Raw genomic sequence first — 21,298 nt, 5'->3', positions numbered from 1 at the left:
TCTTCTAGGATACATCCTTTTTTAATACATAACTTTTAAGTAAAGCAAAGTTAATTTTTATTTTAATTTCAAAAAAGCTAGCAAAATAAGAGTTACTCCACTTAACCATGAAAGATTAAGTTCACTTTTCTGTGCAACTTTGTTACCTAAAAAGCAACCGAGTAATACAGCAACCATATTTATTACAAGTGAAAATATTATAATTTCCACATAATTTGTTACCATAAGCCCTGTACTAAAACCGGCTGCCAGACCATCAAGCGAAAGAGCCACCGCCAAAGAGAAAGACTCCTTAGGGGAAAGTTCATAAGACTGATCCACGTCTGCCTCTGTGCCATCTAAGCAAACCCTAAGAAAAAACTTAAAATCAAATAGTTTAAATGATAAATCGCGACTTAGAGTGCCACTTTTAATTAGAATAGCTTTCAAAGTACTATCAAATAATTTAGCCATGCCTAACATTAATAACACTGTAACACATATGCTAGTTGTAAAAGCGCTAGGAATATATTTGCTTATAATACTACCCATAAAAAGGGCAATAGCCAAAATAGTAGAGCAGACTAAGTTAATTGTCATAGCTGATTTAAAGGGAATTTTTATTTTACTTGTTCCATAAGCAAAACTTGCCACAAATGCATCCATGGAAAGGGCAGAAACAAGCAAAACTGCATCTAGTGTGGATAAGGAATTTAGTGCATGAAACATAGATGACCCCCTATTTTTATAGATTAGAAAATTACAAAGTAACATGTCAAAAGCAAATGATTGCTTTGTATTAACAATATATTGTAAAAGGAGAACTTATGTTACAATTTAAGTTAGAAATAAAAAAACAGATTTATTAATAAGCTATTTCATAATAAGTATGTATATGACAATTTTAATAATATTTCCCGAGCAATTTGGCGAAAACTATAAAATAGGATTGATAGGAGTAGGAATAAGTTATTTATTAAAAAGGGGGATTTTTCATGGAAGAAAATAAAAGTTTGAGCAGCAAAGGGAAGATAGAAAAATATCTTATGCCACTGGGCATGATTGGTGTTGTATTTTATATGGCTCATACTATGCTGGGGAATATATTGTGGCCAGAATATAACACTATAACTATGGATATTAGTTCATTAACTGCAGATGGTGCTCCAAACCAAGATCTACTTAGAATTTTCACAACTATTTATGGAGTGTGCATGATTTTATTTATTATAGGAATGATTGTCAAATCAAATAGAAAATATAATCTGGCAACACGTACAGGATATGTGATTCTTTTGGGAATGGAAGTAATATCTTTATTTGGATATGCAGCATTTCCACTTGTGGGAGACAAAACAGTAATGAACTCCCAAAATATAATGCATTTGGCAGTTACTGTTGCCGTAGTTGCAACAACTATAACATCAGCATTTACCTTAGCTTATGGTTATATTGCACAGGAGAAAATGAAAGAACTGGGTAATTTTATTTTAATAATGGCAATAATAATAACGTTATGTGGAATGATGAACCCAATTTCTATGAAAATAGGACTGAATATACTAGGACTAACAGAAAGACTAGTTATCTATTCATTGCAAATTTTAATATTTATTCTATCTTTTTATTACACAAAATGTGATAAATAGAAAGAATTAGCAATAATCTTGAGATTTTTTTCATCATATGATATACTAATGCTTATTAAAATGAAATAATAATAAAGAAGGTGAGAGTATGGCAGTAGGAGAAAAAACATTAGCTACAAACAAAAAAGCTAGACATGAATATTTCATAGAAGACACTTACGAATGTGGAATAGAATTAAAAGGAACAGAAGTTAAATCAATCAGAGCAGGGAAAGTCAACTTAAAAGAAGGCTTCGCATCTGTAGATAACTCTGAAGTTTTTCTAAAACAAGTTCATATAAGTCCATACGACCAAGGGAACTCTTTTTACAAAGCAGATCCTCTTAGAGTTAGAAAATTATTACTTCATAAATACGAAATCAGAAAGCTAATAGGGGCTACTACTATAAAAGGTTACTCTTTAGTTCCACTGAGAATGTATCTGAAAAATGGTAAGGTAAAACTTGAGCTAGGTTTAGCAAAAGGTAAAAAACTTTATGACAAACGTCAAGACCTTGCTAAGAAAGATGCACAAAGAAGAATAGAAAGAGAAATGACTGGTAAATACTAAGAAGATTAGTAAATTTATTCTAGTTGATTTTTATCTTAAAAAGATATATATTATATATACAGCACAGCTAGTTAATAGCAGATGCTACTAAAGGGGGTAACAAAAATGTTACTACCTTGCCAAAATAGTAAATAAGGGTGTAACAATTTTGTGTACTCCTTCATATAAAATTAAATATTGAATTGGTGAAAGTTTGCAAATTGAGCAGTCTCAATGACTTTAAACTCCTATGGGGGTGTAAAGGTTTCGACGTGGGTTCGGAACTTGGGGCAGCGTGTCGTGTTACTCTGGGTCACGTAAAAACTGGGGAACTTAAAACAAACGCAAACGATAATTACGCTTTAGCAGCTTAATGCTGCTTGTCCCGCCTGAGCCCTCCTGCCGGCTAGGCCTGGACATCATTTATGCAGGGAACTACTATTAGGGTGTCTCGACTATTAGTGGATTAATTGGGACTGGCCAAAGCCAGAGTTTGTCACTGGACGCTAGCTAAGGCGAGATACTAAAACAGCTGACTACACACGTAGACGCAACGAGGAAAAAGCTTGCGGACAGGGGTTCGACTCCCCTCATCTCCACCATTCAAACCCTCGAGAAGGTATTGATTAGTAAATCAATACCTTTTTAGTTATTATAATATAAAAAATACCTAGAAAAAAATATAAATAAAATGATATAATACTATACTATAACAGTTAACATAAGAAAAAAGAGGTGGAATAGATGAAAAAAGATTCATATAGTGTAGTTTCACTTTTTAGTGGTTGTGGAGGATTTGATTTAGGATTGAAAGAATCTGGGTTTAATATTATTTGGGCAAATGATTTTGATAAATCTGCAGTGGAAATATATAGACATAATATAGGTAATATTATTCAAGGTGATATAAGGGAAATAGATGAAAAACAAATACCTAATTCTGACGTCATAGTTGCAGGATTTCCATGCCAGCCTTTTTCAAGTGCGGGGAATAGATTAGGTATAAATGATGAAAGAGGAAACTTATATTTAGAATGCTTGAGAATAATTAATGAAAAAAAGCCAAAGGTAGTAATATTTGAAAATGTAAGAGGTATTTTAACCAGTAAGAATGATGATGGATCATTGCTAATAGATTCAATAAACAGTATGCTTGAGGATATTAAACCTGGATATACTGTAAAACATAAATTAGTAAAAGCTTCAGATTACGGAGTTCCACAAAATAGATATAGGGTTATATTTGTAGCATTTAGAAATGACTTAGGAATCGAGTATGAGTTCCCGGAGCCTACACATAACATAGATGATAAATTATTAACTGTAGGAGAAGTAATTAAGATAAATTCAGATGTAAAAAATCAAGATGAAGTATGGGAATTTTCACCTCAATCTAAACTATTAATACCTTTTATAAAAGAAGGTGGATCGTGGAAGGACATTCCATATGAACATTTACCTCAAAGATTAAAAAATATAAGAGATAATATGAAAAAATATAGAGCACCAAATTTCTATAGAAGATTTGCTAGAAATGAGATAAATGGAACAATAACAGCAGCTGCAACACCAGAGAAATGTGGCATAATACATCCAACTGAGGATAGAAGGTACAGTGTAAGAGAAGTTGCTAGAATACAATCTTTTCCAGATGAGTTCGAATTTATAGGTGATTCTATTCCTAATAAGTACAAAGTAATTGGAAATGCAGTACCACCATTGCTTGGAAAAGTAATAGGTAACTCTATTAGACAAAAGCTAGATAATGTAGGGACTAAAAAAAGAGAAGAACAATTATCGTTTGATATAAAAATATAAGCTTATCTAAATATAGATAAGCTTATATTTTTTTTGTATAATCTTTATATAGGGAGGGAGAATTAAAATGAGAAAATATATAGATAAAGAATCAGTACGAAGTAGTATAAAATATTTTGAAGCTAATAGTATAAATGCTCCAGAGCAATTAGGGCTTTTCTTTTTTTTCAAATCATTAGATATTAATACATGGGACTATATATCATTTAAAAAAACAAGTCAAATGAGTGAAGAAGAAAAGAAAATATATAATGAAAATTTATATATATTATCTTCGGTTTTTACAGAAGATGAAATAGGAGATAAAAGAACATGTTTATTTCCATTTTCAATACAAAAAAGTATAAAACAAAAACAATTTTACAATGGGGGGTCTACATTTAAACAACTATTAAGTAGGATTACAGATACGGTAGATAATACATTAGTTGATAAATTTTTAGATAAATATGACAATGATACCGTTAAATTAAAACGTAATTATCTAAGTTACATAAAAGAAGAGTATTTAAATGGTAATAAAATTTCTCTTGTTAATTTATCGATATGGATATGCAGGTTTATAGGATTTGAAGTTGACGATAATATTACTCAAGAAGAATTTACAAGGCTATGTGTAAAATATACATTAAAATATTTAAATATAAATGAAAAAGAATTACAAGAAATTTTCTATGATGATTGCATGACTAATAAGATTGAATATAATGATATTAAAATAGAAGGAACAGAGTTAAGGGGATTAATAGATTTTATAGATAAGCCTGAAGTTAAAATGAAAGAAGAATGTGACAATAATGAAGACGGAATAATTATAAATATACAGAACACAAGGAGATTAATTGAATTGAATGACAAAAATCCATCAAGTGAAGAAATAAAAAATATATTAATGCTTAAGAAACAGATTATTTTATACGGAGTACCTGGTATAGGGAAAAGTAGATTTATATCATCAATTGAGAATGAGTTTGATGAAGTGGTTAAGATACAATTTCATCCAAATACAGTATATGAAGACTTTATAGGTGGTTCAACTATACAAAGTGGTAATATAGTAACTAAAGCAGGTAAGTTTTTAGAAATGTGTAACGAAGCAGAAAATAATTCAGGTAAGAAATATTTATTTGTAATAGATGAAATCAATAGAGGTAATATATCAAAAATATTTGGAGAAACTATACTAGCACTGGATAGAGAATATACGGTAGATTTGATTAAAAGTATAAATATTAATAATAAAGAAGTAAATGAGTTTAGAATACCAAGTAATTTATTTATAATAGGAACAATGAATTCTGCAGATAGAAGTATAGCTGTATTAGACTATGCAATAAGACGTAGATTTGCATTTATAAAATTACAACCTAATTATGAGGTTATAAAAGAATTATCTAATATAGAGGAAATAAAGATAGATATATATAAGTTATTCAAATCTTTAAATGATAGGATAAAGGATACATTGGGGGAAGAAGAATTGATGTTAGGACAAGCATACTTTTTGTCTGATTTTGTACAATGGGTTGATGGTAAAATAAGATGGACTAGTGACAGTTTAAGATTAGTTTTTAATTACTCAATAATACCAATACTTGAAGAATATACATATGCAAATATAAATGATCTTGTTTCAATTTTAGGAAATAAAATTTCAAATAGAATATATGACAATAATGAATTTATAGAAGAACTTAAAAGTCAATTCCCAGAGATTGTTGAGTAATTATGTTCAATAATATATCGATTAAACAAGGTCATTCAATATATATTTATGAAGAAGAAATAGAGTTCATATTAAAAGTACTCGAAAGCAAAGGTATAGGTATAGAGTGTTTAGATATAAGCCAAAATATATTAAATTTAAATAAAAGCTATGTTGGATATATAAAAACTAATAAAAGAATTATAGAGTTGACCCCAAAGCATGAATCAATAACATTAAATCATATTATTAGGATGTATTATTTTGTATATGGGAATTTTAAAAACTTTGAAGATCCTATATTTGATTTAAATTCATCTGACAACTACATAAACATAGTAGATATGTTTATTAATGAATTAAAGATTATAAAAAGAAAGGGACTGAGTACAGAATATATTTCAAAGAAAGAGTATTCGAATTATATTAGAGGATCTGTTGATTATGTGAATAGCTATAAAAATATTATAGCTCTTAAAAATAACCCTTTTGAAAATTATATAGATGAATTAACAGTAGATAATATATTGAATAGAACCTTAAAAAAAGCTTTCGAAAAGGTATGTAATATAAAATTTGATTTTGAGGACTTAAGAAGTATAAAAAGTATGTTTAATAATGTGAATAACTTAGAATCAAAAAATAAAGATGTTCATTTTAGTAGTAAGAATTATTATTGTAAAAACGCATATTTCTTAGCGAATCTTATTTTAGAAGAGAGTTATTTTGATAGTAGTGGAGATATAGGAGGAGAAAGTTTTTTAATAAACTATGACTTACTCTTTGAAAAATTTATAAAGGAAATATTATTCAAAGTATCAAAAGATACTAGGTTTATAGAATGGAATGCTAAACAAGTATATGGACAATGGGATAAAAATGATAAATTGTATATTCCAGATATATTATTTAATTATTCGTCAATAAGTAATGAATGTACGGGCATTATAGACGTGAAAAATAAATTAGATGGAAATTTTAAAAATGCAGATATTTTTCAAATGTTATTTTATTCAGGTATGCTAAATTGTAAAAAAGCTATATTGTGTTATCCATCTAACAGAGATGAAAAAAATAAAGTATTAGAGATGTATTCAGATAGTTTTATTACTAATAAAATATATTCTGTATATATAGACATATCTGTAGAATCAAAAGATGATTTTAAAAAAGAAATATTTACCCTTATAGATAAAATATATTGTTGTATAGAAGCCAATTAATTAGTATAAATACTAGTAAAAATTTATTTATAATAATTCATTATCCAACAGATATAAAATTAATATATTTAAATTAATAGCAACAAGGACTTCGTCCTTGTATGACCCCCAGTGGTAAAAATCATGTAGAAAAGTGTAAAATGAAATGGTGGATATGATTGTTGCGAATCATCTCCACCATTCAAACCCTCGAGAACGAGGATAAGGAACTACTAAGTTTATGGCTTAGTAGTTTTTTAATTACAAGGAGTTTATATTAGATTCAAACCTGTGGAAAACTTGTGTATAATAGTGATATGAGTAAGTGTAGAAAATATAAAAGTAACAAAATTATAAATATAATTTTGAAAAATCACTTTGAAGATTTCAAAATATCAAAGTTACCGAGAGTTAGAAAAGAAATGCGTGAGCATATAGTAAATACAGTTCAAAAAGCATTAAATTGTGGAAGTAAATATTCTTTAGAATGGGCAGATAAACAAGCTAATAATATGTTGAAAATAAAACATAGACATGCAGTATTTACAATACCAGAATTTCTTATTGAAGAATTTAGACAAGATATAATATTTGGTTTTGGAGCGGTACCTTCGCTAGAAGATGAATGAATGCCAGAATTAGTTTGTCCAAACTGTGGAAGTAAATTTAAATACAAAAAAACTGACAACCGTTAGGTGTCAGTTAAGGTGATCTCTTTATAGGTCATTTTTTACGAGTAAGAAAACTATATTACTTGAAATCTTGAATAATTTAAGATATCTACATAGAAACATATAGAAAAATTAAATTATTTAAGTTATTATAAAATTGAGTAGCACCAAAGAAAGTGAGGGATTTAATGCTAGATAAACATATTAAGTTAGTAAATAATATAACGAACTGTTATAAGGGGTCCATATTAATACTTCCAAATGAAAAAAATGATAGAATAATTTCGATTAAATTAAATAACTTTGGATTAATAAAATTGACTTTGAAAAACAACAATAGAGAAAAAATTTATTATGACTCTGAAAATTACCAGTTAGTAAATGATGGCCCAATACAAATACATAAACAAGATAAAGGGTATTTAGTCGCATGTAGAGGAGAATATAATGAAGAATCTGTTATATTCACTTATGATTGTGAAGAGATTGAATACAGTTTAGAATTGTATGATTATGCTTCAATAAAAGTATATGACAAGGAGATTATATGCGATTATAGAATAAAGTTAGGAGCTAAAATAGCATACAACTTATTAATGAAACATGCTGTTTTAAGAGATGAGGGACTAAATGAAAGAGAAATAGATGCTATTCCAATGGCTATGTGGATTGCATTTATGGACTTTAGTAGAGACGTTGAAAATACAGGTGGACCAATTATATGTAAAGCTTCAGATATATTTTTACAATATAATAATAGATACGAAAAAGAAGAATTCTTAAGAGAAGCTTGTAAAATTACAAACTTATATGAGGGAAATGAAGAAGTAAGAGTAGTCTGTGATATTATGAAAGAAGGCTTCGAAAAATTAATAGAGTCAAAAGAAAAAAGCGTTTATTCAGATATAAGTGAATCATTAAGCGAACATATAAATCAATGGGATTATAAAAGTGAAGCATATCAAATATATGTATACTTTACTAATTTCCTAATAAATGCTTGCAAAGATTTTGATATAGAAGAAAAAACTGAAGAAACAGAATTAGAAAAATACATAAAAGAAGAAGTTGTACCTTTACTTAAGAAAAAAGGATTCAATGGTGATTATCCTACTTTAAGAATGAAAACAGAAGATAAATTATATATTATTAATTTTGAAAAAGATAAAGATATTATAATTAATTTTTCTGATGAATTATTAGAGAACAAAGATATTGAGATATTATTAAAGAAAATGCACTATGAGGATATGAAAATAGAAGATACAATTGCATGGGATGTATATAATTGTAATTCAAAGGATGTAATTGATGATGAAATAGAAACTATTTTAGATACAATTGTTGTAGATAAATCTATGGGTGGTGACTTACTTAAAAAATGTATAGTTCAATCTGTTGGATTTGCCATGACTGTAGAGATGATAGTATATGCAATATGGCAACCAAATACAAAAACTTGTGCTATATTAGGTCTTGTTTGCTTTGCTTTATATCTAGCAGTTTCATATGTAGGCTGTGCGTTTATAGCTATAGGTGAAGATGATATTGAAGAGGAGGAAGCAGAACATGGAAATGAGTAAAAAAGATTATGTAAAATGTCCTATGAAATTTCTTTATGATGAGACAGACGATTTATTAAAAGTATATGAGATGCAAGAAGAATTTTTTGAAAAAGGACAGTTCGCGCTAGGATGTATTGTTCAGGCAAATGTTAAGCTTTTTAGTAGAGGAATACTAGATTTACCAGCTGCAATAATTTATACTTTTGATGAATATTATGATGATAAATTTGAAGAATTAGAAGAATTGTCTTCAAAAGTTTTTAACTTAATGCATACTAGACAAGAAAATAAAATATTAAGAGAAATAGCTTATAATTTAGAAGCAGAAACAGAAAGATTATACGGAGTAAGATTACCAGACGAATTCACAGGTGGTAGAGAAGTATTTTTCTCTGCTGTTATGATAAATAGAAAATACCTTCCAAAGAAGATGCTAATAGGAAGTGTATATCCATTAAATATTCTAAGAGGAAGAAAGCCAGATGCAATGCTTATACCACATTGGTATTGGTAAAATAATTAAATTCCTATTATTACATCTAATTAGTTAGTAAACGAGAGTATATTGTACTCTCGTTTTTATTTTGCTTATTTTTATAGCAACAAGGACTTCGTACTTGAAGAACCCACAGGGGTGAAAATTATGTAGAAAAGTGTAAAACAAAATAGTGGGTATGATTGTTGTGATTCATCTCCACCATTCAAACTCTCAAAAAAGAGGATAAGGAACTACTAAGTTTATGGCTTTGCACTGAGACCTAAAAGTTGGACTTAACACTGGAATGATAATTTTCATTCCAGTGTTATTTATTTAATTATACAAAGTTGAATTATGTTTAATTCTATAAGCAAAATTTGAGTAAAATCCCATGTTATAGTTTTTGTCTAAAAGATATTCATATACACCATTCACTATTATTCCGTTCTATATATATTTATATAATTTAACTTATTTATTAAGTTTAAACAAATATAATTAGCATACATCCAGGGGTGACTTAACTAAGTATAAAAATATGATTATACGCACAATTTTAAAAAAGTGTATTGAAAAACGTTCTCATAAATATTATAGTAGTATTATGGAAAAAATGTTAAAAAATGGAAAGAGGAGGGTCGGATTTTTTATTAAGCGAGTTTAACAGTTTTTCTAAGTGAATTTTTAAGTAATTATAATAGTGGGGGGAAAAATTTGAAAAAGAGTACATTTATTAAAATTATTTCGTATATGCTGACCATATGTATAACTGTAACAAATATACCTATATCAGTATTTGCAGAAGAAATCTCAAAGTCTGAATCTACAGTAGAAGAGGGCGTAGAAGAAATGACTGAAGGGATAATTGAAAAAACCGAAAATAAGACTGTTTATCAGTTAAAAAATGGATTAAAAAAAGAAGTTATTCATGATTCTAATATAAGATATTATGATGATGGAAAACTAATTGATAATGATCCATCTTTAGTGGAAATTAAAGAAGATAAAACAGGTAGTAATACAGATTTAGCTGATTATGCTTATGAAAATAAAGACGGTGAAAATAAACATTACTTTCCAGAGAAGGTATCTAATGACACACCTATATTATTAGAAAATAATAAATATCAAATCTCTATGCATCCTATTATGGATGAAAGTAAGAAAGTAAAATTAGGAAAAGAAAAAACTACTAATATCTATGATGAAGAAGTAAATATACCAATAAAGGCTTCTTATGAATTTAATGAGTTAGATAGTGAAATAGAGTATATATCTTATGATAATGGAATTAAAGAAAATATTATTCTAAACAAAGTTCCAGAGTCAAATAAATTTGAATTTGAAATATATGCAAAAGACCTAGAAGCTAAAAAGTGTGAGCTAGAGGAAAGTATAGTATTTTATGATAAGAATACAAAGGAAGTAGTTGCAAGCATAGACGCACCGTTTATGAATGATGCAACTAACAAAGCATACAGTGAAGATATAACTTATAATATAAAACCTAAAGAAGATTCAAAAGATCTATATATTTTAACTATGACAGTAGATAAAGACTATCTTAATAGTAAAGATAGACAATATCCAGTTAAAATAGATCCAAGCGTTACATGGACAGGAGATAGTAATATAATCGATACTTATATAATAAGTGGTTCATCATATGCAGGTATAAACTTTTATAATAGTGGAACTACAGCTTTTCCTGTAGGTAGAGGTAGCCAAGGAATAAATAGAAGTTTAATCAAAGGTAAGAAATTATTTAGCACAGTTGAAGGTAAATATGTTGAAAAAGCAACATTAACATTATGTGAAACTAGCAATAACCAGTCATCAAACAAAATAAATGCATATCGTATTATTGATGATTGGAAGGAAAAAACAGTTACTTGGAATAACAAACCAAGATACAATACTAGTGATGGTGCATATGGTTCTTTTACAACAACAGGTACACTATACAAAGAAAGAAATTTAAACTTAACAACTTATGCACGAAAAATTGCAAGTAATCAAATAAAAGATTATGGACTTATGTTAAAGGCAGAGAATGAAACTACATCTACAGGTAAATACTCTAAATTTTATGGATCAAGACATTCAAATACATCTCTAAGACCAAAGTTTACATTAGAATATTATGATGGACCTCAACAGCCTACAAGTGTAGATATTAGTCATCAATATATGAATGGAAGTCAAAGTTTAAAAGTTTCTTGGGAAGGAATTACTTCAAAATCTTTAAATCGTGTACAATATAGAATTGCTAAATGTGATGATAATGGTAATGTAACTGATTCAGAGTATATACCATATAAAACATTGAAAACTACAAGTAGTTCAAGTGGAAGTGCAACAATATCTGATGCAAAAAACTGGGCATCGGGAAGATATAGGATCTATGTAAGGGGAGTTGACAATGGGAACATAAATGGAATTGGAAGGTGGAGGTCTATATATATAGATAAAGCAAATCCAGTTATAGAATCAATGTCAGTAACACCAACATCTTCTTCAACTAATCCAATAGGTCCTAAAAACATATCTATATCATGGAAAGTTAATGAAAAATATTTGAAAGATGTACAGTATAGTATTGATGAAGGAAGCTATTCTTCTGTAGGTAGCACAGCCATATCAAATTCAAAGTACACTATACCATCATCCAAGTTTAATGATTCTAAATCATATAAAATAAAACTAAAAGCTATAGATAAAGCGGGAAATATTAGTCCTATTAAAAGTGTAGATGTACACATTGATAAAACTGCTCCCCAAATAGGCAAACTTGAACTAAAGGATTCTTCAGGAAATACTATAACAGATACTTGGACTAGAGAAAAAAAACCTCAAATATGCTTTAGTAATGTAACAGAAGAAGGTTCTGGTATTGCCATAGAAAATATAAGATATGCTGTAGTAAAATCAGGAAATGATGAACCAGAAAGTTATTCTTCTCCTAAAGATATAAAGTTTACATCTAGTGTGAATCCTTACGAAGGTTATTTCTATAGAAATACGGAAGGTTATTCTGGTGCTTATGACATATATGTAAAAATTACAGATAAAGCTGGAAATGTAATTATAGAAAGAGTTACATCAAAAAGAGATACCATAGGACCAACTGGAAGTATAGGAGTTGAAAATTTAACAAGTTCTACAGATTTATTAAGCAAAACTATAAATATTACAGGTATTGTTAATGATAAAGAAAGTGGAATAAAGACAAGTAATATGAAGTTATACAAATTAGATGACAATGGTAAAGAAGATGGAAGTTTCGAACCGGTGGTAATTTATGAAAATGCGACTATGTCAAACTCAACAGCTTTTGATACAACAAAACTAGAAAATGGAAAATACATATTAAAACTTTATGTTGAAGACAATGTAGCTTACAAAAAAACAATTACAAAAGAAATTACTATTGTTAATAAAATAAAGGCTCCTAAATTAATTAGTAATCCAATAAAAGATAACCCAGCAACTATAAGTTGGCGTTATGATGATAGTAATATGGTAATTTCAGGAATTCAATATAAGCTTGAGGATAGTGATGAATGGGTTGATGTGAAAGATTCAAATAAAGTCACAGGGGACTTTACAGTCAACTTGCCAGAAAAAAACGGAGAATACAAAGTTAAAGTTAGAGCTATAGATAAATATGGATTTGAAGGCGATGAGAGTACTGTAATATGTATCGTAGACAGGCAAAATCCTACAGTAAATATTACATCTGTTGACAGGGGAATTGTAAAAGGAACTGTAACAGATGAGAATTTTTCAGGGTGGAAAATCTATATAAAAAAAGAAAAGGAAGAGGATAGTTCATACAAATTATTACTAGAAGGTAAGAATAGTGTAGAAGATAAGATAATAGGTATTTTAGATTTACAACATTTTGAAACGGGAACATATAACATAAAACTTGTTGGAAGAGATATTGTTGGTAACGAAGGTTCTTCTGTTGTAAAATTTGAAAAGAATGAGCATTTTACAAATGTAGAATTAATACAACCAAGTTTTAGGGTGGAAAGAGAATATTATCAAGACTATACTAGCGATAGTATTGTTTTAAAGTCTACTAAAAAGGAACTTTCATTGAAGTATGAAGGATTAAACTTATTAAGTAGACTTACGGGAACTACTAATTGGTATATTAATAATAAAAATGTAGGAACAGGTTCTAAATATGAAGATGATTTTTCAAAATATGAAAGAAATAAAAATTATCAAATATCAGTAGTTAATAAAGATTTATTAGGTAATGTTAAATATAGTATGCCTTTAATAAAAAATTATGAAATGAAGAATATTTCATTATCTGATGCAAATTCATCTAGTAATAGTATAGTTAAAAATATCAAATTTGGCGATAAAATAGCTAGTTTTAGATTAATAGATACTAATATAGCCAAAAAAGTAAGTTATGAAATTAAGATTGGTAATGGTGAATACACTAAAATTAATCCAGAAGAAACATACAATATAATTGATTTATCTGATGAAATTGAAACAGATAGCATTTTTATTAGAGTTAGTGGTACTAATAATTCTGATATACAAAATTTAAATGATATAAGTTTACAGCTTGACTGTTTAAATAAAGAATATTTTAGTATTTCAGATATTGAAAATTACAGACCAGAAAATTTATCAGCAAAAGATAAAATTAATTATAAGACTTATATTAAGTGGGATATACCAGAAGGTGAATTTCCTAAAGATATATATTATGAAGTATACAGAGGAACGGAGCCTAACTTTAAACCTTCTAATTATACATTAGTAGCAAAAGATGTACAGGCTGGGTACTGGAGTGAGCCTAATATTAATTATTCCAGCACTTTCTATTATAAAATACGAGCAGTAAAACGTAATAAAGATGGTAGTATAATTGAAGCAAGCTCATATTCTGATGAAGTCTCTAGTACAGTCGTAGATTCAGATGAATATACAAAGAGAATGGGAATAAAAGAATATTGGGAATATGTTGATGTTGAAATGCCTAATGGTACAGGTCATATAGAAAAAAGTGAAGGAAACTTTGTATATCAACAAAAAGATGCAGTTCTACCTAACGAAGAATTAGAAGTAAATTTAAATCGTACATATAACAGTAAATCTAGCGCAAAATCAGCTTTTGGTATTGGATGGAACCATGACTACGATATAGAAATACTTAGCTTATGTGAAAAGGATAAACTAGATGAAGGAAAAATTGCATTAAAAGACAGTACAGGAACAATATATTATTTCCATAAAAAAGATGATGGAACTTATGTATCATCCATGGGTAAATATATTAACTTATTAAAAGAAGATATAACAGATGAAATCAAGATACCAGATAGAAGTGCTACATCACAAGGAAATGCTGAAATAACTAAAACTATTAATAGTTCATATACAATTACTACAAAAGATAATGGTACATATAAATTTAATAGTGGTGGACAGTTAATATATATGTCAGATGCAAATAATAATTTCTTACTATTCGAATATGACAATAACAAAGGTTTAATAAGCAAAATAACTACAAGTAAAAATATCTCTATAGAGTTTGTTTATAATGATGCTCCAGGGAAAGATTTATTAACAGTAAAAGAAATTATTCTTCCTGACGGTAGTAAAATGCAATATAACTATAACGATGAATCAAGATTGGTTAGTGTAGATAAAGTTGGAGATAGTGAAAATATAACATATAATTACGAATATGATAAAAATGGAAATGTAAATAAAGTATTAGATGCAGAAGGTAACTCTTATGGAATAAATTACGATTCAAAGGACAGAGCTTATGAAATAGTATATCCTCATTCTAGGAATTTGTTTGCAGAAACTATAAAGCTTGAATATTCGGATAAGGCTACAAAAACTACGACTAAAAAATTAGTTAATGGAAATGTAAGATCTAGTGAAGTTGACGAATTTGATTCTGCCTTTGGTAATTGCTTGAGAAGTACAGATGCTGAAGGATTCACAACTACTTATGAATATACAAATAATCTAAGAACTAAAGAAACTTCACAAGTAGATTACCAAGCATTAGAAAATGGAAAAGTTGTTTGGAAAAAAACAGAAAAGTCGGAAACTACAAGTTATGATAATAATGAAAATGTAACTGAAGAAAAAGATGAAGATGGTTCTACATCTTCATATCAATATAGCAATAAGAGAAGTGACGAAGCATTAAATGACTTGCCAACATCATTGACAGAACGTGACGGTGATGGGAATCTAATAACTGATGAAATATATGAGTATGATCAATACGGTAATACAACAAAGGTATACGATAAAATCACAAATACCACACTACTTACAACATACACTGAAGATGGGGAAGTTGAAAATGAAACAGAAATACTAGGTTCACCAAGTGATGGAAAGGTACAAAGTGAAGCAAAATATACTTACTCTTATGATGAAAAAGGAAATAAAACAGAGATAAACACAGAAGTAGCTGATGGTACTAAGGTTGTTACTACTACAGTATATGACGTAATGGGAAGACAAATATCTTGTGAAGAAGTATTTACTGAAACTAGCGGAAAAACAAGTAAAAAAATTACAACTAATACTTTTGACTCTTTTGGAAGACTGATAAAAACAGTATATAAAGAAGGGGATAAGGAGACTACAACTGAAAAATCCTATTATCCAAATGGAACTACAAAAAGTGAAACATCAGAAGATGGAACAATTACATCGTATACTTATGACGAAATGAATAGAGAAGCAAGCGAAACTGTAAAAAAAGATGGATTAGTTAAAACTTGGGACACAACATACAGCTATGAAACTGTAGAAACATTTACAGGTAAAGGAACTAAAAGAACTGAATATTCATTTATAAGTACAGAAACAAATCCAGATGGTGACATTATAGGTCAAACTTATCAAGATGCATTAGGAAGAACTATAAGGGAAAAAGAAAATGGAGTTTATGTGGACTTAACTTATGATGGCCAAGAAAACATAATAACTAAATATGAAGCAGGTCAAAATGCTGGTAGTGAAAAAGGCATTCTTTCAGTATTTCTATATGATAGTCTAGGAAATCAAACAACAACTATGCTTAATCCAGCTTATGATTCAAATGCAAAAACATTCTATGTAGATGGTGATAATACAATAACTACAACAAAGAAATATGATTCATCAGGAAATGTAATTGAAGATATAGATGGAGAAGGAAACTCTACAAAATATGAGTATGACAAAGAAGCAAGAATATCAAAGGTAATACTTCCTGATTCAGAAAATAATATAACTAGTTTTACTTATGACAAAGAAAATACAGATGGTACAACAAGTACTATAGTTACAGATGCAAATGGGAATAAAAGTGAGACAATAACTAATTCTCAAGATCTTGCAGTATTAATTAAGGATCTTGGTGATGGTTCTATAAAACCAATAGCTACAGCAACAGAATACAACTCAAAAGATAATGTGGTTAAAGAAACAAACACAGAAGGAAATTACAAAACTTATGAGTATGATGACAAAGAGCGTTTAAGTGCAGTAAATTACTATGATTCTAAAAAGAATAGAACTCTAAGAACAGAGTATGAGTATGATATATCTGACAATATAACAGTAATGCGAGATTATAAGCAGTCAGGTGGCAAATTAAACTTATATAGATATACACGATATAGTTATGATAGTCTTAAGAGATTAGTAGGATATGCTGAGTTAGATGCTGAGCATATATCAGGAGATTCGCCAACAGATGCTGAAATAGATAGTCAAAAAATTACTTATGAGTATGATATAGACGATAATATAACAAATGTAACATATCCTTCCTCTACATCTAGTGATGTAAAAGGACTAAAGTTCACTTATAATAGTGATAAGTGGTTACAAAAGATAGAGGCAAAAGTTAAAGTAGGGCACAAGCTTCTTAGAGAATACAACTACTTAAACGATGGAAAAGTTGCAAGTATAAAAGATTACAGAGATTTTGCAAATGGAAGTAAAAGTACCTATACACTTAGAAGTTTTAAGTACGATAGCTTTGGAAGAGCTATAGACATTACTTATACTGATAGTGGAAAAGAAGAAGTGCTAGAAAAATATGAATACACTTATAATAAAAATAACCATATAATGAGTGAATATTTATATAATAACTACACTAGCACAACTCAGCGTGACGAAGATTCACCTAAAACAACAGTGGATGAACTGCGTGAATATGAATACGACAAACTTGGTAGACTTACAGAAACAAATATAAGAGATAATATCTCAAATTCAATAAGCAGCACTGTTTATACTTATGATAAAGTAGGTAACAGAGTCAAAGAAGCTAAAGATGGAAAAACAACTACATACACATATAACTCTTTAAATCAATTGGTTTCAAGTGTTGAAGTTGGATCAGAAGATTCAAAAGATGGAAGTGAAGAGTCATCTGAGGATGAGGGAGAGTCCAACACCACATTATCCAATAAAGCTTATGCTTATGATTTAAATGGAAATCAGCTAAGAGAATCAGACAGTGTAACAAATGAAGTAAAGTGCTACACTTACGATGCAGCAAACCGCATGGATAAGGCCATGTTTACAAAGGCTGGTATAGTAACATTAAACCAAGTAAATACTTACAACGGAAATGGACAAAGAATTGAAAAATCAGAAAATGGTCAATCAACTAAGTACTATTACCAAGACGATTCAGTACTTTACACAACTGGAAAAGCTGATACGTCAACAGAATTAGAAGAGCCAGAGAATGTTGAAAAACTTACTGGAGTAACTAGCCTTAACCTAATGGGAGCTAGTGGAAATGCTATTGCTACAGTTAGGGATATTTCAAGCACTGAAGGTGAAAAGTACTATTTCTACAACAAGGACATGCGTGAAAGCACAACAAACCTAGTAAACGTAGAAGGTAAAAGTGAAATAGCTTATGAATACACTGACTTTGGTGAAACTGAAATAAACGGTGATGAAAACTTCTACAACGAGATCTGCTACACAGGTGGAATTTACGATAATAAAACAGGACTATATTATTTGAATGCAAGATACTACAATCCTGAAGATGGAAGATTCTTAACAGAAGACACTTATCGTGGAGAATTCACAGACCCGAGCAGTTTACATCTATATGCATATTGTAAAAACAACCCAATATCATATACAGATCCAAGTGGTCATTTCCCAATTTTGCTCGCATTTGATGCTGCATGGGGGGCATATGATGGATATCAATATGCGAAGAAGAAAAATCTAAGAGGTTGGAAAAAAGCAGGAGCTATAGTTGGAGGAGCAATACTTGGAACTATAAATCCATTTAAAGCATTAAAAGTAGGTAAAGTTTTCAAAAAGGTTGCTAAAGTAGTTAAAAAGCGTAAGAGCACAAAGGCTATAGCCAAGAGAGTTTATAGGGTTGCAAGGAAAACTAAAGTAGTTACAAAAAGGTCTTATAGAAAAGCAAGAAGAAAGGCTACGAGAACATATCGTAGGGTTAGATGTAAAATAACTAAAAAAGGTTGTTTTACAGCAGGAACTTTAATATCAACTGAAGACGGATTAGTTCCAATAGAGGATATTGAAGAAGGCGACCTGGTATGGGCACAAAATCCAGAAACAGGAGAAGTAGCCCTTAAAAAAGTAGCACAAACTTTTGAAAAAGAAACAGATACAATACTTTATATTAAAGTAGCTGGAGAAGTTATTGAAGCTACCGAACAGCATGTGTTCTATATTGATGGTGTAGGCTGGATACCAGCAAGTATGATTGAAGAAGGAGACGTAGTAGTTCTTCAGTCAGGTGATAAGTCTGCAGTTGAGACGATAGATAAAGTAGTTCATAATGAACTGATAACGGTATATAACTTCGAGGTTGAAGATTTCCATACGTATTTTGTATCTGATGCAAGTGTGCTTGTACATAATGATTATTCAGGAGTAAGAAGAAAAAAAGGTAGAACAGGTAAACAGAAACGATTAAGACAAATGGCAGAAGATGATAAATTGTCAAGTTCCTTAAGAGGGGAAATAAAACAAGATATTAACCAAATAAAAAGAAAGAAAAGAAAAAATATAAGGGTACCTAAAGGGCATCAAATGGCTCATCAAAGAGGATATGAGGCAAGAAAAGGCTATGGATATGAATACAGTAATTTAAATACCATAAAAGATCATAAGCGCCAACATAAATTTGATAACAACGGTAAGAAGAGGTGATAAAATTGAAAAATGAAATAAATGGAGTATTAAACTCAAGTGAAGAGAAACAATATGAATATTTTATAAAAAAAGTTGTAGATTACGAAGAAATATGGGGATTATATTTTGAACAATGGTTTACAATTAAAGATGGTGATAGGGTAATAATTCCTTTATGGCCTAAAGAAGAATTTATTCAAGATAATATAAAAAAGAGTGAAGAACAGTATAAATCAAAATCTATAGATACATATGATTTTATTGATTTATGTATTCCGAAAATTATAGAAAAACAACTTTCTATTGCATTATTTTGGGATGGAAAAAGGTACTTAAATGTTGATATTGAAAAATTTGTTAGTGACTTAGAAGATGAGATGAATAATTATTAAATTAGGGAGGAAAACAACTTATGAAACACATTTTAAATCTAAAAATAAATTCGGATAAAAGATACAAAAAATTTATTGATGATGTAATTGAAAATAAAATTGTATGGGGATTGAAGTTAAAGAATGAAGATGGATGGGCAGTCGCTATATCTAATGAATATGAAGATACAGAGGTTATGACTTTCTGGTCAAATAAAATTTATGCGAAAGCATGTTTAAAAGAAGAGTGGGATAATTATGAAATATGTTCCATTACATTAGATGATTTTTTAAACCATTGGCTTACAGGGCTAAATGAAGATGAATTATTGGTAGGTGTAAATTGGGATATGAATTTAATAGGACTAGAAGTTGAACCGCTTGATCTATTGGATGATATTTTAAAATTAAAAAATAAGTAATTAATTACTTATAGAAAACTAATGGACTTGATAGAAAACTTAATGTTTTTTATTAAGTCCATTCTAATTATGATAAAGTTAAGAAACTATTAGGCTACATTGAATAATTAGATGCTGATCATATATCAGGAAGTCTGCCAACAGATGCTGAAAAAGATAGCCATAAAGTTACTTATGAGTATGATATAGACGACAATATAACAAATGTAACATATCCTTCCTCTACATCTAGTAATGTAAAAGGACTAAAATTCACTTATAATAGTGATAAGTGGTTACAAAAAATAGAGGCAAAGGTTGGAGTAGGGCACAAGCTTCTTAGAGAATACAACTACTTAAACGATGGAAAAGTTGAAAGTATAAAAGATTACAGAGACTTTGCAAATGGAAGTAAAAGTACCTATACACTTAGAAGTTTTGACTACGATAGCTTTGGAAGAGCCGTAGGCATCACTTACACTGATAGTGGAAAAGAAGAAGTACTAGAAAAATATGAATACACTTACAATAAAAATAACCATATAATGAGTGAATATTTATATAATAACTACACTAGCACAACTCAGCGTGACGAAGATTCATCTAAAACAACAGTGGATGAACTGCGTGAATATGAATACGACAAACTTGGTAGACTTACAGAAACAAATATAAGAGATAATATCTCAAATTCAATAAGCAGCACTGTTTATACTTATGATAAAGTAGG

Annotated in this window: 13 protein-coding genes and 1 other RNA gene; 13 read left to right on the top strand and 1 reads right to left on the bottom strand. The window is 29.2% G+C overall.

From position 1 onward, the window contains the following. Positions 1-57 precede the first annotated feature (57 nt). The gene (gene ytaF, locus K0040_RS16885; protein WP_228109910.1) at positions 58-708 is read right to left on the bottom strand and encodes a sporulation membrane protein YtaF; all 651 of its coding nucleotides are present in this window, start codon (positions 706-708) and stop codon (positions 58-60) included. Positions 709-974: 266 nt separating this feature from the next. Here ytaF and K0040_RS16880 point away from each other — a divergent pair, with 266 nt between their 5' ends. From K0040_RS16880 to K0040_RS16820, 13 genes are all read left to right on the top strand, one after another. Further along, entirely contained in the window at positions 975-1,628 is a 654-nt protein-coding gene (locus K0040_RS16880; protein ID WP_228109909.1) for a DUF998 domain-containing protein, read from the top strand. 88 nt (positions 1,629-1,716) lie between these two features. After that, the gene (gene smpB / locus K0040_RS16875; protein ID WP_074919497.1) at positions 1,717-2,178 is read left to right on the top strand and encodes an SsrA-binding protein SmpB; all 462 of its coding nucleotides are present in this window, start codon (positions 1,717-1,719) and stop codon (positions 2,176-2,178) included. Between the two features lie 231 nt (positions 2,179-2,409). Continuing rightward, positions 2,410-2,759, top strand: a transfer-messenger RNA (tmRNA) gene (gene ssrA / locus K0040_RS16870). Positions 2,760-2,901: 142 nt separating this feature from the next. After that, positions 2,902-3,975 carry a DNA cytosine methyltransferase gene (locus K0040_RS16865; RefSeq protein ID WP_074919496.1) on the top strand — a complete coding sequence of 358 codons (1,074 nt, stop codon included), beginning with the start codon at positions 2,902-2,904 and terminating at the stop codon, positions 3,973-3,975. Positions 3,976-4,042: 67 nt separating this feature from the next. Then, positions 4,043-5,701: an McrB family protein gene (locus K0040_RS16860; protein WP_083399412.1), complete on the top strand. Its 1,659-nt coding sequence runs from the start codon at positions 4,043-4,045 to the stop codon at positions 5,699-5,701. Between the two features lie 2 nt (positions 5,702-5,703). Then, entirely contained in the window at positions 5,704-6,903 is a 1,200-nt protein-coding gene (locus K0040_RS16855) for a 5-methylcytosine restriction system specificity protein McrC (protein WP_074919494.1), read from the top strand. A gap of 296 nt (positions 6,904-7,199) precedes the next feature. After that, on the top strand, positions 7,200-7,511 hold the full coding sequence (locus tag K0040_RS16850) for a transposase zinc-binding domain-containing protein (RefSeq protein WP_175487702.1): 312 nt from the start codon (positions 7,200-7,202) through the stop codon (positions 7,509-7,511). Positions 7,512-7,741: 230 nt separating this feature from the next. Continuing rightward, a complete protein-coding gene (locus tag K0040_RS16845) occupies positions 7,742-9,136 on the top strand; it encodes a hypothetical protein (protein ID WP_074919492.1) in 1,395 nt (464 codons plus the stop codon). After that, positions 9,123-9,632 carry a hypothetical protein gene (locus K0040_RS16840; RefSeq protein ID WP_074919491.1) on the top strand — a complete coding sequence of 170 codons (510 nt, stop codon included), beginning with the start codon at positions 9,123-9,125 and terminating at the stop codon, positions 9,630-9,632. Before K0040_RS16845 ends, K0040_RS16840 begins: the two co-directional genes overlap by 14 nt. Positions 9,633-10,310: 678 nt before the next feature. Further along, the gene (locus K0040_RS16835; protein ID WP_228109908.1) at positions 10,311-19,814 is read left to right on the top strand and encodes a polymorphic toxin-type HINT domain-containing protein; all 9,504 of its coding nucleotides are present in this window, start codon (positions 10,311-10,313) and stop codon (positions 19,812-19,814) included. Between the two features lie 5 nt (positions 19,815-19,819). Then, entirely contained in the window at positions 19,820-20,188 is a 369-nt protein-coding gene (locus K0040_RS16830; protein ID WP_228109907.1) for a DUF2750 domain-containing protein, read from the top strand. A gap of 20 nt (positions 20,189-20,208) precedes the next feature. After that, entirely contained in the window at positions 20,209-20,589 is a 381-nt protein-coding gene (locus tag K0040_RS16825; protein WP_228109906.1) for a DUF2750 domain-containing protein, read from the top strand. 524 nt (positions 20,590-21,113) lie between these two features. After that, positions 21,114-21,298, top strand: a 185-nt coding sequence (locus K0040_RS16820; protein ID WP_228109905.1) for a hypothetical protein, incomplete at its 3' end; no start/stop codon positions are given.

Source organism: Terrisporobacter petrolearius (assembly GCF_020748185.1).
In the GTDB taxonomy this organism is placed as follows: domain Bacteria; phylum Bacillota; class Clostridia; order Peptostreptococcales; family Peptostreptococcaceae; genus Terrisporobacter; species Terrisporobacter petrolearius.
The sequence above is the reverse complement of the archived record's forward strand: the minus strand, read 5'-3'. Positions and strand labels throughout refer to the sequence as shown.

Excerpts from the sequence above, each read along its gene's own strand:
- ytaF (WP_228109910.1), bottom strand. The coding sequence starts at position 708 with ATGTTTCATGCACTAAATTCCTTATCCACACTAGATGCAGTTTTGCTT.
- K0040_RS16880 (WP_228109909.1), top strand. The coding sequence starts at position 975 with ATGGAAGAAAATAAAAGTTTGAGCAGCAAAGGGAAGATAGAAAAATAT.
- smpB (WP_074919497.1), top strand. The coding sequence starts at position 1,717 with ATGGCAGTAGGAGAAAAAACATTAGCTACAAACAAAAAAGCTAGACAT.
- K0040_RS16865 (WP_074919496.1), top strand. The coding sequence starts at position 2,902 with ATGAAAAAAGATTCATATAGTGTAGTTTCACTTTTTAGTGGTTGTGGA.
- K0040_RS16860 (WP_083399412.1), top strand. The coding sequence starts at position 4,043 with ATGAGAAAATATATAGATAAAGAATCAGTACGAAGTAGTATAAAATAT.
- K0040_RS16855 (WP_074919494.1), top strand. The coding sequence starts at position 5,704 with ATGTTCAATAATATATCGATTAAACAAGGTCATTCAATATATATTTAT.
- K0040_RS16850 (WP_175487702.1), top strand. The coding sequence starts at position 7,200 with ATGAGTAAGTGTAGAAAATATAAAAGTAACAAAATTATAAATATAATT.
- K0040_RS16845 (WP_074919492.1), top strand. The coding sequence starts at position 7,742 with ATGCTAGATAAACATATTAAGTTAGTAAATAATATAACGAACTGTTAT.
- K0040_RS16840 (WP_074919491.1), top strand. The coding sequence starts at position 9,123 with ATGGAAATGAGTAAAAAAGATTATGTAAAATGTCCTATGAAATTTCTT.
- K0040_RS16825 (WP_228109906.1), top strand. The coding sequence starts at position 20,209 with ATGAAACACATTTTAAATCTAAAAATAAATTCGGATAAAAGATACAAA.